Source organism: Paenibacillus sp. FSL K6-4396 (assembly GCF_038002525.1).
In the GTDB taxonomy this organism is placed as follows: domain Bacteria; phylum Bacillota; class Bacilli; order Paenibacillales; family Paenibacillaceae; genus Paenibacillus; species Paenibacillus amylolyticus_B.
In genome coordinates, this window is record NZ_JBBOCR010000001.1 from 4,389,819 (window position 1) to 4,402,509 (window position 12,691).

Annotated in this window: 17 protein-coding genes; 1 reads left to right on the top strand and 16 read right to left on the bottom strand. The window is 46.5% G+C overall.

What is annotated here, in order from left to right:
• Positions 1-18: 18 nt before the first annotated feature.
• From bshA to MHB85_RS18945, 6 genes are all read right to left on the bottom strand, one after another.
• Positions 19-1,179 (bottom strand): N-acetyl-alpha-D-glucosaminyl L-malate synthase BshA, encoded by a 1,161-nt coding sequence (gene bshA / locus MHB85_RS18920; protein ID WP_091018005.1) that lies wholly within the window; start codon positions 1,177-1,179, stop codon positions 19-21.
• Positions 1,180-1,278: 99 nt separating this feature from the next.
• Positions 1,279-1,977, bottom strand: a complete 699-nt coding sequence (gene bshB1 / locus MHB85_RS18925) for a bacillithiol biosynthesis deacetylase BshB1 (protein WP_036607631.1) — start codon at positions 1,975-1,977, stop codon at positions 1,279-1,281.
• Positions 1,974-2,414: a methylglyoxal synthase gene (gene mgsA, locus MHB85_RS18930; protein ID WP_017687735.1), complete on the bottom strand. Its 441-nt coding sequence runs from the start codon at positions 2,412-2,414 to the stop codon at positions 1,974-1,976. Before mgsA ends, bshB1 begins: the two co-directional genes overlap by 4 nt.
• An 11-nt stretch (positions 2,415-2,425) precedes the next feature.
• Positions 2,426-3,229, bottom strand: coding sequence for a 4-hydroxy-tetrahydrodipicolinate reductase (dapB, locus tag MHB85_RS18935; RefSeq protein WP_341073421.1), 804 nt, complete (start codon positions 3,227-3,229; stop codon positions 2,426-2,428).
• Between the two features lie 80 nt (positions 3,230-3,309).
• Positions 3,310-3,834, bottom strand: coding sequence for a tetratricopeptide repeat protein (locus MHB85_RS18940; protein ID WP_341073422.1), 525 nt, complete (start codon positions 3,832-3,834; stop codon positions 3,310-3,312).
• Positions 3,835-3,884: 50 nt separating this feature from the next.
• Positions 3,885-4,214 (bottom strand): nucleotide pyrophosphohydrolase, encoded by a 330-nt coding sequence (locus tag MHB85_RS18945; RefSeq protein WP_017687732.1) that lies wholly within the window; start codon positions 4,212-4,214, stop codon positions 3,885-3,887.
• Between the two features lie 172 nt (positions 4,215-4,386).
• On the opposite strand from MHB85_RS18945, the gene MHB85_RS18950 reads away from it, so the two are divergent.
• Positions 4,387-5,256 carry a YitT family protein gene (locus MHB85_RS18950; RefSeq protein ID WP_341073423.1) on the top strand — a complete coding sequence of 290 codons (870 nt, stop codon included), beginning with the start codon at positions 4,387-4,389 and terminating at the stop codon, positions 5,254-5,256.
• 120 nt (positions 5,257-5,376) lie between these two features.
• Here MHB85_RS18950 and MHB85_RS18955 read toward each other — a convergent pair whose 3' ends face one another.
• From MHB85_RS18955 to MHB85_RS19000, 10 genes are all read right to left on the bottom strand, one after another.
• Positions 5,377-6,246 (bottom strand): sporulation protein YpjB, encoded by an 870-nt coding sequence (locus tag MHB85_RS18955; RefSeq protein ID WP_179198573.1) that lies wholly within the window; start codon positions 6,244-6,246, stop codon positions 5,377-5,379.
• A gap of 66 nt (positions 6,247-6,312) precedes the next feature.
• Positions 6,313-6,939, bottom strand: coding sequence for a DUF1405 domain-containing protein (locus tag MHB85_RS18960; RefSeq protein WP_341074249.1), 627 nt, complete (start codon positions 6,937-6,939; stop codon positions 6,313-6,315).
• A gap of 112 nt (positions 6,940-7,051) precedes the next feature.
• Positions 7,052-7,936 carry a menaquinol-cytochrome c reductase cytochrome b/c subunit gene (locus tag MHB85_RS18965; RefSeq protein ID WP_091018012.1) on the bottom strand — a complete coding sequence of 295 codons (885 nt, stop codon included), beginning with the start codon at positions 7,934-7,936 and terminating at the stop codon, positions 7,052-7,054.
• A 21-nt stretch (positions 7,937-7,957) separates the two neighbouring features.
• Complete coding sequence (gene qcrB / locus MHB85_RS18970; RefSeq protein WP_017687726.1) at positions 7,958-8,629, bottom strand: menaquinol-cytochrome c reductase cytochrome b subunit; 672 nt, start codon at positions 8,627-8,629, stop codon at positions 7,958-7,960.
• A 15-nt stretch (positions 8,630-8,644) separates the two neighbouring features.
• A complete protein-coding gene (locus MHB85_RS18975) occupies positions 8,645-9,184 on the bottom strand; it encodes a QcrA and Rieske domain-containing protein (protein WP_036607648.1) in 540 nt (179 codons plus the stop codon).
• A gap of 192 nt (positions 9,185-9,376) precedes the next feature.
• On the bottom strand, positions 9,377-9,799 hold the full coding sequence (locus tag MHB85_RS18980) for a DUF2487 family protein (protein ID WP_091018014.1): 423 nt from the start codon (positions 9,797-9,799) through the stop codon (positions 9,377-9,379).
• A gap of 153 nt (positions 9,800-9,952) precedes the next feature.
• Positions 9,953-10,132, bottom strand: coding sequence for an IDEAL domain-containing protein (locus tag MHB85_RS18985; RefSeq protein WP_017687723.1), 180 nt, complete (start codon positions 10,130-10,132; stop codon positions 9,953-9,955).
• 23 nt (positions 10,133-10,155) lie between these two features.
• The gene (locus MHB85_RS18990; protein WP_210108602.1) at positions 10,156-10,662 is read right to left on the bottom strand and encodes a gamma carbonic anhydrase family protein; all 507 of its coding nucleotides are present in this window, start codon (positions 10,660-10,662) and stop codon (positions 10,156-10,158) included.
• A 44-nt stretch (positions 10,663-10,706) separates the two neighbouring features.
• The gene (locus MHB85_RS18995) at positions 10,707-11,825 is read right to left on the bottom strand and encodes a hypothetical protein (RefSeq protein WP_091018018.1); all 1,119 of its coding nucleotides are present in this window, start codon (positions 11,823-11,825) and stop codon (positions 10,707-10,709) included.
• A 233-nt stretch (positions 11,826-12,058) separates the two neighbouring features.
• Positions 12,059-12,658, bottom strand: a complete 600-nt coding sequence (locus MHB85_RS19000; protein WP_105599398.1) for a histidine phosphatase family protein — start codon at positions 12,656-12,658, stop codon at positions 12,059-12,061.
• Positions 12,659-12,691 lie beyond the last annotated feature (33 nt).

The window sequence follows — 12,691 nt, forward strand, 5'->3', positions numbered from 1 at the left end:
ATTTCGTCTAAGAAATGATTAACCGCAAATCGGCTTCAGATTCGGAACTTCCCTTCCCAACACCCGGTAATATATCTGTTCATATTCATGCCGAATAGCATCATTGCAAAAGTCGTGATGCGCGCGCTGAAGACATGCTTCCCTGAACTCAGCAGCCAAACGATCATCCGTCAATAAACGGATGGTGTTCTCGGCCATGGATTGTGTATCCCCGATCGCGGATAAGAATCCCGTCTTACCATGTAAGACCAGTTCCGGAATTCCTCCGGCCTGTGAACCGATCGTAGGTACGCCACAAGCCATTGCTTCAAGCGCCACAAGTCCGAAACTTTCCTTCTCCGATGGAAGCATCAACACGTCAGCCATGGAAATGACCTGAGCAATGTCATCCTGTTTGCCAAGGAAATGAACTTTATCATTCAAGCCGAGATCATTAATCTTCCATTGCATCTTCGGCAAATCAGGTCCTTCACCAACAAATAACAGTTTGGCAGGAACCTGCTCCTGTACCTGACGGAAGACCTCTACCACATCCTGAGTTCTCTTCACCGGTCGGAAATTGGAGATGTGCATTAATATTTTTTCGTCGGGCGCAGCAAAGTCTCTTCGCAGACTGGCAGCATCCCGCGGATAATATATTCGTTTGTCAATAAAATTATAGGTTAGATCGATTGGACGCTGAATATCCAGCAATTCGACCGTTTCCCGAATCAAATCTTGTGATACGGCAGTAACCGCGTCACTTTCATTAATGGCTAGACGGATCAGATCCTTAAGAGATTCATCCTGAGCCAGAACCGTAATATCCGTTCCATGTAACGTGGTAACCACTTTAAGGCCGTCCCCTACCATTTGTTTCGCAAGAAAGGCACATACTGCGTGTGGAACGGCGTAATGAACATGCAGCAGATCCAGCTGCTGTGACTTAGCCACCTGAGCCATCTTTGTTGCCAGTGACAGGTCATACGGAGGGTAACGGAAAACATAATAATCATTTACTTCAACTTCGTGATAAAAAATATTTTTCTGGAACGTACCCAGTCTGAACGGGATACTGTTGGCAATAAAATGAACCTGATGCCCCTGTTCGGCAAGTAATTTGCCCAGCTCCGTTGCGACAACGCCAGACCCGCCGAGGGACGGATAACAGGTGATGCCGATTTTTAGCTTTTTATCCATCCTGTGGACGCTCCTTTGATCTCCCGCTTCATGCAGGTTGATATCTTGCAATGTAATAATGAAACCCTTCGTTTCATTAAACGTAAAATGTGAAATCGTTTATTGGGCACCCGAGCCAAATTGATGAACCACGTAAGGTGTAATTGTAGCAAAACCTTCTGCAAACGGGATGAGACTACGCTGTCCGAGCAAGGAATCACGGGCTCTTACACGTTCAATATACCCTTGATTCAATGGCGTCGAGACCGCTCCGTCTCCCAGTTCGAATTGGGAACGATAAGAGAGCAATGAAGCTTCTTTTTGCTCATAGTGTTCCGTAATATCGACAATCAAATCCGTAGGCCCGATGTCATTAATAAAGTAAAAATAAAGTTCCTTCACCTGCACGGCAGGCATATCCGGCATGTAGTTGCGAAGCTTGGCGTTAAATACAGCCTCCTGCACAAGCTTACTGCAATTGACATGATCCGGATGACGATCTTCCCAATACGGAGCAAACACCATCCGAGGGGCATGACGTCGTATCTCAGCCGTCACCGCCTGTACATGTTCAGGCGTAAGATATAAGCCACGATCAGGAAGCCCCAGATTCGTTCGACACGAAAGACCGAGGACGCGGGAGGCTTGCTCCGCTTCCTCGGTTCTGCGCTCTACTGTTCCGTTGGAAGACATCTCAGCACGAGTCAGATCACACACGCCTACTTTCAAGCCAGCAGCGGTATGTTTGGCAATCGTTCCACCCATACCAATCTCCGCATCGTCTGCATGTGCTCCAAAGATGAGAATATCCAGACTCATTCGGAATCACCTGAATTCAATCCAGCCTCCGGCTTGTACTTATGTACCAGCTCTCTCCAGGCAAAATCACCACGATCCAGAGCCTTAACCAGAATCTCAGCGGTTGCGATATTCGTGGCAAGGGGAATTCCCTGCACATCACAAAGACGTAGCAACGCATTAATATCCGGCTCGTGAGGTTGTGCCATCAATGGATCGCGCAAGAAAATAATCAGATCCATCTCATTTTGCGCAACCAAAGCTCCAATCTGCTGATCTCCGCCCAGTGGGCCTGATTCGAATCGATGAATCTTCAGAGATGTTCCTTCCATAATACGAAGGCCTGTTGTTCCTGTAGAATATAATTGATGGTCCGTAAAAACAGGCTCATATGCCGTCACGAAATTAACCATCTCTTCTTTTTTACGATCATGGGCGATAAATGCTATTTTCAACATGACAATCTCCTTTAGTCGATAAAGTGGTCAAATCCGTAGATCATTCCTGTATATTCCATAACCTTTTGCACACCAATCTTAACACCAGGCATATAACCTGCGCGCTCGTAGGAGTCATGCCGAATTTTGAGTGACTGTCCATAGTCTCCGAAAACAACTTCCTGCTGCGCGAATACGCCAGGCAATCGTACACTGTGAATTCGGAAGCCATTGTAATACCCGCCCCGTGATCCTTCAATCGTTTCTTCCTCATTTGGATTACCTTGACGAAGTTCTTCCCGATTGGCAGCAATCAGTTCCGCTGTTTTGATCGCAGTTCCGGAAGGAGCATCCAGCTTCTGATCCCCGTGATATTCGATGATCTCCACATTTGGCATATGTTTGGCAGCCTGTGCTGCGAATCGCATCATCAAAATGGCACCAATCGAGAAGTTAGGGGCAATAAGCCCTCCAATTCCTTTGTCCTGGCACTGCTTGTCCAACTGTTCGATCTGCTCCGGCGTGAAGCCGGTAACACCCATGACAGGTCTGACTCCATGACGGATCGCGATCTCAGTATGTGCAAACGCAAATTGTGGTACTGTAAAATCAACCATAACCTGCGGTTTTGTTTCGGCAAAAGCCATTTCGATATCATCAGTCACCAGCACCCCACACTCTGGCAAACCAACAAGGGTTGCTGCATCCGTGCCTGCTCCGGAGCGGTTGACAGCCGCTGCAAGCTCCAATTCCGGGTCCTGAAGTACCAATTTCACAACTTCACGGCCCATACGGCCAGCCGCTCCGATCACGGCAACTCTGATTACTTCACTCATATTGACTGCATCTCCTCGCTATGTTGGATCATATCGTTGAATCCATTTCTACTCAAAAGAAATCTTTGCAAAATGAATTCTTATTGAATGGATTTCATACGTTGCTTGATTTCCTGTAACATCTGATGCAGTTGCCCATTCTGCGGATCCATCAAAATCGCCTCACGCAGCGCCTGAATTGCATATTCAAATTCATTCAAATCACTGTAAGCCAGCGCAAGCATAACATGAGCTTCCACTGAGAGCGGATCAAGTTGGACCGCTTCTTGCAGAAGCGTAGACGCTTCCACATAGCGCTCCTGTGTTGCAGTACCCGCCTGCTCCAACAGCAACTTCGCTCTGGAGGTCAATTGTTTTGCTTCCAACGTCTGCAGATGCAAAATATACTCTTCTGTTCCTGGCGACAATTCAACCGACTTGCGTGCATATTCAAGCGCCGGAACCAGATGTTTGCTGCGGGCGTGTGTAATGGAACAGCGATAATATAACTCCGCGTGTTTTGGATGAGCGTGAATGGCTGACTCGAACCAACGAATCGCCTGCTCAAAATCATTTTGCAATATACAGCGGTAAGCCTGCTGCATATATTCTTCCGGTTTCATCATTAAGCTGACCCTCCCCGATCGGGTGATGGTACAGCATATGTAATCTACGCCTAATCGGTGTTTTTGGGAGTCCACCGATTGGCATCGCGGGTGTTAAATTTATGCATGACTTTATCGTGCGCCTCAGCCAGATCAATTCCCAGCGAGTTCGCAAAACAAATCGTGATAAATAAAATATCTCCAAGCTCAAGTTCAATGGAATTGGCTGCTTCGGAAGATTTCTTCGGCTTCTCGCCGAATTCATGATTCACTTCTCTGGCGAGCTCCCCAACCTCTTCAGACATCCGGGCCAACATGGCAAGAGGACTGAAATACCCCTCCTTGAACTGGGAGATATACTGATCAACCTCACGCTGCATTTCTGCGATGCTTTTCTCCATGAGAACGGATTCTCCTTTTGAAATGATGTCGTATTTGTTCCTAATAATATCAGTTATTTAGATTCACTTCCACCATCATCATCTACAAATCATTTTTAAAGAATCAATAAACAGGTATACTAGATGGGAATGATTGCTTCTTCATTCTAATTTATCTACAGCGAGGGATCTTATGAGCACTGCCAAAACCTGGATTCAAGTTAAACTGGTTCTTCCCATCGTGCTGGGTACAGCCTTATATGCCTTTGGGCTCCTCTATTTTATTATCCCCAATCAGCTTATGGAAGGCGGCCTTACTGGGGTTACGGTGCTGATCAATTACGCTTTTGGCATCTCACCTTCACTTACAACCTTGATTCTGAATGTTCCCCTCTTTCTGATCGGGCTCAAAATTTTGGGCGGCAGACAGATGATCTATACGGGTATCGGAATCGGGGCACTAACCGTTTTTCTATGGTTGTTTGAGAAGTTGATTCATCTGGGCTGGATTGAACCATTACATACCGAGAATGACTTACTGTTAGCTGCACTATATGCAGGTGTCACCCTTGGAGCCGGTCTTGGCATTGTATTCCGTTGGGGTGGAACGACGGGCGGTTCAGACATCATCGCTCGTATTCTCAACCGCAAGTATGGATGGAGTATGGGCCGAGTATTACTGGGCATCGACTTCGTCATTATCGGGCTCTCTCTCATCTACATCCCCAAAGAAAAAATTCTGTACACGCTCGTAGCTGTATTTATCGCCTCTAAAGTCATCGACTTTATTCAGGAAGGTGCATATTCTGCCCGGGCATTTATGATCATTAGTGACCATGCGCCCGAGATTGCTGAGCAGATCACACGGGATATGGATCGTGGCGTTACCCTCATTCCAGCCATTGGCGCGTACTCTAAACAGGCCAAACACATGGCCTACTGTGTGATCTCCAGGCAAGAGTTCAGGCGTCTGCAGACCATTGTACGTTCCATTGACCCCAGAGCTTTTGTCATCATCAGCGATGTTCACGATGTACATGGAGAAGGTTTCAAAGAAAGCTGATATAACACAGAAACTACAAGAAAACCTCTTTTTACATGAAGAGCCGTTAGCGTGGCTGTTCATGTGGAAAGAGGTCTTTTTTATATACCACTTATAGACCAGGATCAAGTTCATATCCGATTAGCGCCGAAAAGGAAAAATCCCCTGTTGCTGCGCACGATATTTACGATATCCGGCGTAACTTAACGTCGCCACAATGACCGAACTAATGAGCAGCCCGGCTGCCCTGCGATCAGGGCCTTGTACAAACGGTACAAAGGCACTCTCGTCCTTCTCGCGACCAAATAACTGGTTCACCAGTTCCTCCCCATGGCCCACCATGCTCTTTAATTGAGCCAGATCAGGTTGCTTGGCAGCGGTAAGGCCTTTGGTATGAGATAACCAGGCGTCCATCTGAGCAATCTCATACGGTTCACGGCGAATCAGTGCGGCAGGACGAATCGTCTCATAATGCTCCTCCAGAACGGTGTAACGGTTTGCCAGTACGGCCGCAGTTTGCCCTTGATTTGTAGCAGCGGATAAAGCGTCGAGATCGTTTTTCACAATTTTATAATACTGAAGCCATAAAGGCTTGGTTGGATTCGCGAGACTATCTGCTGCAAGTCTGAGTTTGGCAGAGGACTGCTGAAGAGAAGCATCGTCATTTTTCACCTTCACAACGGCTTGTTTCACTTCAACAATGGTTTCGGACAAGGCGTGAATGCCCTCAACTGTCGTTTGTCCCTCAAAGGAAATATGCTCCAGACTTTTACTGATACGCAGAATGCTGCCTCGCACTTCTTCAATATTATTCTCGAGCGCCTGTCGATACAATATGGCTGCTTCCTCATTCAGTTGTGCAATTGAATTGCTTGTGGACACTTGCTGATCTGAATTCAAATTCAATGCTTCACTTTGCGCGGATACACGATATGCTAAGTTCGTCCAAAGCAACAGAGCCATGAACGATACCACCAGTAAGCCAGTTTTGATCCCAAACGTTCTCTTCATGGACATCCCTCCCACCACCAATGTATGGCGGGGGACAGTTCATTAGAACAAGCTCAAGATCGGATATTAGGTTCGTTTCGCTTGTCTTAAAGCCAGCCACGCGCACAGAATGCTTACCAGTGTCAGTCCGAATGTGAAATTACGCACACCATCTACATGATCATAGAGGGATGCGGGTAACCAAGGGTAAATATCATATGTATAATCCATCGTATCGTTCAACAGCGTCCAGAGACCTGCAACGACAAGGGAAGCCCAGCGGAAGCCGAAAAAGCGTACATATATCAGAGCTTCAATCGCCATTGCACTATGCGAAGCAATCAACATCCAGTCTTGCCAGTGCTGTGTGCCGCCTTGCATCCAGCCAGCGAAAATAATGGATACGGCCCACACGCCATATTTCACAGATGTGACCACAGCAAGCGCCTGAATCACATGTCCGATCCGTTTGATAACAATGGACCGTGGTGGGTACAATATCCATAGCAACGCTAAAGTAAAAAACAAACTCGCTGTTGGACTATCTGGCACAAATACGATCTGCCACACCGGGTGCTCAGCCAGCGTCAATTTCATTTGCTCTCCGTACCAGATGTATCCGTATACCGTTCCTACCGCATTACACCAAAATAATAGCCACAGGAAATAACGATTGGTCAGAAATTCCCTACTCCAGAAATACGATAAAGCCACATTCCCTGCCCCTTCCTTGATCATATATTGCGCACGATACAGTGCTGTCCAAAAAAACACTTCAAAAAAACCTGACCGCATAAACGATCAGGTTTCATTGGTTATTTCGATTTTACTGTTCTGCTTTCTGTTTCGCAAGCCATTCGGTCAGATGAGTAATCTCTTCATCCGTTACACCTTGAGCAATCGCTTGATCGTACATCGCAGGCATCTCGTTATAACCTTCTTTGATAATAGTCAGAATCTCTTCCTGACTGTGCTTGTCACCCACACCCCGAAGTGAAGGTCCACTTGCGCCCTTCATATCAGCCGCATGGCAGCCAATACAACCGGCCTTCTTGTACGTTTCCATTGCAGGATCATCCTGCTCCACGATCGCAACTTCCTCTTGCTGTCCGGGTGCGTTGGAAACTGGTGGGAGCCCCTGTTCACGCCTCTCCAGTGCTTCTTCTTCACGTTGAATATGCTCAGGCTTCTGTCCACTTGCTTCCAACTCATGCTCGTAATGTGTCCACGCTACATTCGTCAGATAGAATACAGAAATGACCGACAAAATCATCAGTGATGAAGCAATGGGGCGTTTATAGAAACGCCTCTCCTTACCTGTGTCCAGGAATGGTGCCAGCAGCAAAGCTCCAAAAGCGACTCCGCTGACTCCCAGTACCCCGAGCAGAACGTAATCGCCCGATGCGTATGGATACTTCAAGTACTGATACAGAAAAAGGAAGTACCAGTCCGGCATGGGTATAACGGATGCGCTTGGATTGGCCGGATACCCCAAAGGTGCAGGTTCTGAGATCGTTAGTACCAGAATCCCCACCAATACAACGACACCAACCATCCATTCTTTCAGCAGGAAGTTGGGAATAAAGGCTTCTGATTTGCCGGGATACGCCGTGTAATCAGGCGGGGTAATAAATCCCGCCCCTTTACGGACCCGTGAATCACCGACAAAGATAACCTTTTCCTCATCATCCTTCTTATGTCCGTGAGCCATTGCGATTCCTCCCTTCTCAGTTTATAGTGGTCCCGAAATGCCCTGTCTGCGGATCATGATAAAGTGTCCGACCAGAAGCACCAGAAGCACAGCGGGGAGGAAGAATACGTGCAGGGCAAAGAATCGGGTTAGTGTCTGTGCACCAACAATCGTACCGCCTTGCAGGAATTCTTTAATAATCGGTCCCAGCCAAGGAACCGTATTGGCAATCTCCAGTGTTACTTTTGTTGCAAAATAGGCTTTGTTATCCCATGGCAACAAGTACCCTGTCAGCCCCAGGCCCAACATGACGAAAAAGATCAGCATGCCGACAACCCAGTTCATTTCACGCGGTGCCTTGTAAGAGCCTGTAAAGAACACACGCATCGTATGTAAGAACATCATTACGATAACCAGACTGGCTCCCCAGTGGTGCATGCCGCGAACAATTTGGCCGAAGGCTACTTTGGTCTGCAGATACTCCACACTTGCGTAGGCATTGATAATATCAGGTACGTAATACATGGTCAGGAACATGCCTGACAAAATCTGAATAACAGTAATAAAGAACGTCAATCCACCAAAGCAGTACACGAATGCGGAAAAGTGATGAGCCGGATTTACATGCTCTGGAACTTCATGATCCGCAACGTCCCGCCAGATTGGCGTGATGTCGAGACGCTCGTCAATCCAGTCATAGACATTTTTAAACATCTGCGTTCACGCCTCCTAATTCACTCGGGTGTTCGGAACAATGTCGCCCAGATATACCCAACCCTGCTCTTCCTTGACTACGTACTCATCCAGAGGTTTGGGGGCTACGGCAAGATTCTTCCCTTCCTTGTCATAGTGCGCGCCATGGCAGGGGCAATGATACTCGTCAGGGTACTGCTTGTCACTATTCCAGCCTACTGTACATCCCAGATGTTTACAGATAGGTGAGAGTGCATAAATTTTACCCTGCTCGTCTTTGCGAATCCACGCCACTAACGATGCATTACTCAGATACCAACCATCCTGTTGTTTAAGTTCAAAGGTGAATTCTTGAGGCTCATTCGTAATTTTGCTGATTTCAGCTACTTTGACAGAGGTGCCTTCTCCCTTATGTTGCAAAATCGGGTCCACCGCAAAACGGACCATAGGAAGGATTGCACCGGCGGCCATGTAGGCTGTAGCTCCACCAAGCGTGTACGTCAAGAACTGCCTGCGTGACATCTCCATGCGGCTTGGCAATTTCAATGAAGCTTCGTGGTCATGCTCACTGCTCATACTGTCTCCAACCCCCTTTTTCAGCCAACTCTCTCAAACGTTTTCATTTTCATAAATTCCACGACTTACTAGAACATACATAATCATATAGTAGCCCTAGAACACCGTCAAGAATTTGTCACACATTTTTAAGGTTCAATTGTAAGCGTTATTAAAAAATTGTTGGTAAATTGTCACATTTGTCGCTAAAAACTATTTTTTCCACAACTCTCGTATCTTTTCCCCTACAAATCTCGCAATCCCTTCTTCTCCAACCTCATGAGTTAAGACGGACCGACTTAAAACCAGATCAGCAGCTGGAATGTCCACGCCATCCAAATGACCATCTGATGTCATAATAACCACATATTTGAATCCTGAAGATTTAAGCTGTGCGGACAAGGAATTTAATGTCATTGACAATTCCGAATTAGCATAATGAAAGGCTGGATAAGTCATGATTCTCCCTTTGAAAGGAATTTCGACCAGATCCAGAAAATCTCTCAGCCGCTCCAATGCCTCGGTAGCTTCAACTGGCGACTGCTCACCGCTAATAGCTGTGTATGGAATAAGGCATGTATCCAGATAGAGTTGCAGTTCAGCCCAGCTGTCTTGAGTCATCTCACTGAATTTCAATTCCCTATATCCCCTCTCTATCCATTTTATTCCCATATTATATATGACCATATCTTATAAATCCAGACATTCATTTCAGAGTTACACATATCAAAAAAGGAAATACGCCTCTGCGCATTCCCTTTTATCTCAGAAAGGAACTATTTTTGGCTATCAGTTTATGGTCCTCAGTTCATCCGTCAGACTCCGGAAAGCTACTTCGTCTCCGGTAGCTAACGCTTTATCGATTTCCAAATAGAGCTTCTCGCTGCGCTGTTTGCGAAGCGCTTCGTCCCAAACCATCTCAGCTGCCAGCCCCAACATGACTTCATACGTAACTTTCATTTTATCCAATAGGATGCACCTCCAAAACGGATTTAAGAGCTCCTATATTCTTTTCCTTTGGTAACATAACCCAGTGAAGTTCTGGACATCCGCTCCAGATCGGCATCAGTCAGCTCACGTATCACTTTGGCAGGTGTCCCCAAAGCAAGAGTATAGGGCGGAATTTTACTATTCTCAGTAACAACAGAACCGGCTCCAATCAGCGTATATTCGCCAATATCGGCTCCATTCAGCAGAATGGCGCCCATGCCGATTAATGATCCTGTTCCAATAGAACAACCATGAATGATCGCTGTATGTCCTACTGAGACATCATCTCCCACAATCAAAGGTTGATCAGTATTGACATGCCCGACAACGTTATCTTGAATATTACAGCGCTTTCCAATGATAATAGGAGCCAAATCAGCCCGCAGGACTGCATTGAACCAGACGGAAGACTCTTCTCCCATTCTCAAATCACCGATCAGTTTTGCACCTTCAGCCATATATACTGAAGGGTGTAACTGAGGTTGTAGACCTTTGTATGGAATTATCATTATTATCACTCCTTAATTTGGGAGTGATTTTAGCAACTTGTCCTTCACTTGTCAAACATAATAGGCGTAATGTCTCCTGAGATGGAGCGACAGGATGCAGCAAGACGTGTGCCCCAGGCTGTCATTTGTATCGTCCGGCCTTCCTCATGTTCCCCAATACGGACCATGCCAAGATGCAACATCATTTTAACAATTCTGTTATCATAAATGGCCTCGGCCGTATCATAGTAAAACGGCTGAATGAACGGACCGATCTGACGAAACAGTGACTCGGCGGTTGACCATTCCTGGGCACATTCGCCTGTCCAATACACAATAGAGGACAGATTGGGAATAGCACCTTTATACAATCTTAACCAAAACCTAAATAGCTGTATCATTTCGGCTGTTTTCTCAGCTGCCAGCTTGTCTTCTCCAGCTGGTGATAACTTCAGCGTGCCTTGCTCCTCACGAACCAGCCGATGGTGAAATGCATAGTCGTAGAGAAGTGCGAAACGGTCCGGGTAATCCTTGAAGGAACGGCCATATCCGAATCTCCATCCACCTTTGCCCACCAATTCCTCACTAATGTGAAGATGCTCCATAATCTGCTGTTGAGAGCGACGGTACATCATGCCTTCGGCGTTAAGGGCAATTTCGTGCTGCTGGACATACTGCAGGAACAACTTGAGATCATCCGCTAAGAGATGATATTCATCCCGATACATGGGTGGTTCCGTTGTTTTGGTAATCCCTGCTCGCAGATGTGTGGATAACACATCCCTGAATCTTAATTTCAGATCCTGGGGTACCTGATACAAATACCTGGTCTGCTGCGTTGTCCCATTGAACAACCATCCACTCTTATTAAAGCGAACGATGAGATCACGTGGACTCGCGCCAGCCTCACTCTCCTTTTTGTCCATCGATTGACGGGCTATGGCAATGAGTTCTTCCATACCATAATACTGGCGAGGATCAAACAACAAGTTGTTCAAAAAGCGCTGATCTGCTTGATTCAGTTGACGTACCTGCTGCTCAAAAAAGGGTCTGCTGCCCAATGTAGTGAGAATACTCTGGATGAGTTCATGTTTGGAATTGGGCTTGCATTCACATTGGTAATAATCTGCTATTCGATTAAGCTGGCCAATATCGGCAAAAGTAAGCATATCCGCTAGATTCATGGGTCCATCGCCTCGCCCGTTAACTACTTCGACTGTTAATTCGGAGCCTGAAATAGTTTGGTTTTGTAAACATCGTTGACGGAATTCCCATAATCTAAACCTCTTTTTGGAAATCTTTTATGTTTTAAACCATACTATGCCCCGAGTTGGTCAATCAGAAGAAAAATGAGAGGTTTGAAATCATATAAAGTCTTTATTTCCCCATAAAACGCAAAAAAACAACCCAAGTTGGATTACTTAGGTTGTTTCGCTGTGTCCAAAGACAGATGTCGTGTGCAATTATACAACAGCGGACTCCAGTCATCACGTTCCTTTTCCAGGATCGTCAGTGACAGGTTTCCAATCCGTTCTGTATACCGATCTTTAAACAAGGCTGTTAACAGGTTGGCTAAGAAAGCTCCGTGAGTGACAATGAGTACGTTTTGGTCCGGATAGGCAGACCATAGATCTTCCAGAAACGCCAGTGCACGAATCTGGATATCCGCTATCTGCTCCTGTCCCAAGTCCAATGTCTCCCAGGCTTGGCCCCAACGGGCAACCCGTTCTTCTGAAGTCAGACCTTCAATCTGACCAAAAGCCCTTTCTTTCAACCGTGCGTCCGGCTCAAGCAAAGGTACATTCAACAGCTTGGAGATAATCTCCCCTGTTTCCTGTGCCCGCGATAATCCACTTGTGATGATATAGTCCCATTGGTATTCTTCCTTCAGCAGACGTCTTCCCAGGCGCTCTGCCTGTTCACGACCTTCTCCATTCAGAGGAATATCCGTCTGACCCTGTATACGGCCCGCCGCATTCCAGTCTGTAAGACCGTGACGAATAAGCCCGATTCGCACTTACATCCCTCATTTCTCCACACGGCGAATGAA

Coding starts and splice junctions, on each gene's coding strand:
- MHB85_RS18965 (WP_091018012.1), bottom strand. CDS start 7,936: ATGGCTCACGGACATAAGAAGGATGATGAGGAAAAGGTTATCTTTGTC.
- MHB85_RS18975 (WP_036607648.1), bottom strand. CDS start 9,184: ATGAGCAGTGAGCATGACCACGAAGCTTCATTGAAATTGCCAAGCCGC.
- bshB1 (WP_036607631.1), bottom strand. CDS start 1,977: ATGAGTCTGGATATTCTCATCTTTGGAGCACATGCAGACGATGCGGAG.
- MHB85_RS18945 (WP_017687732.1), bottom strand. CDS start 4,214: ATGGAGAAAAGCATCGCAGAAATGCAGCGTGAGGTTGATCAGTATATC.
- MHB85_RS18950 (WP_341073423.1), top strand. CDS start 4,387: ATGAGCACTGCCAAAACCTGGATTCAAGTTAAACTGGTTCTTCCCATC.
- bshA (WP_091018005.1), bottom strand. CDS start 1,179: ATGGATAAAAAGCTAAAAATCGGCATCACCTGTTATCCGTCCCTCGGC.
- MHB85_RS18995 (WP_091018018.1), bottom strand. CDS start 11,825: ATGAATCTAGCGGATATGCTTACTTTTGCCGATATTGGCCAGCTTAAT.
- qcrB (WP_017687726.1), bottom strand. CDS start 8,629: ATGTTTAAAAATGTCTATGACTGGATTGACGAGCGTCTCGACATCACG.
- MHB85_RS18955 (WP_179198573.1), bottom strand. CDS start 6,246: ATGAAGAGAACGTTTGGGATCAAAACTGGCTTACTGGTGGTATCGTTC.
- MHB85_RS18990 (WP_210108602.1), bottom strand. CDS start 10,662: ATGATAATTCCATACAAAGGTCTACAACCTCAGTTACACCCTTCAGTA.
- mgsA (WP_017687735.1), bottom strand. CDS start 2,414: ATGTTGAAAATAGCATTTATCGCCCATGATCGTAAAAAAGAAGAGATG.
- dapB (WP_341073421.1), bottom strand. CDS start 3,229: ATGAGTGAAGTAATCAGAGTTGCCGTGATCGGAGCGGCTGGCCGTATG.
- MHB85_RS18940 (WP_341073422.1), bottom strand. CDS start 3,834: ATGATGAAACCGGAAGAATATATGCAGCAGGCTTACCGCTGTATATTG.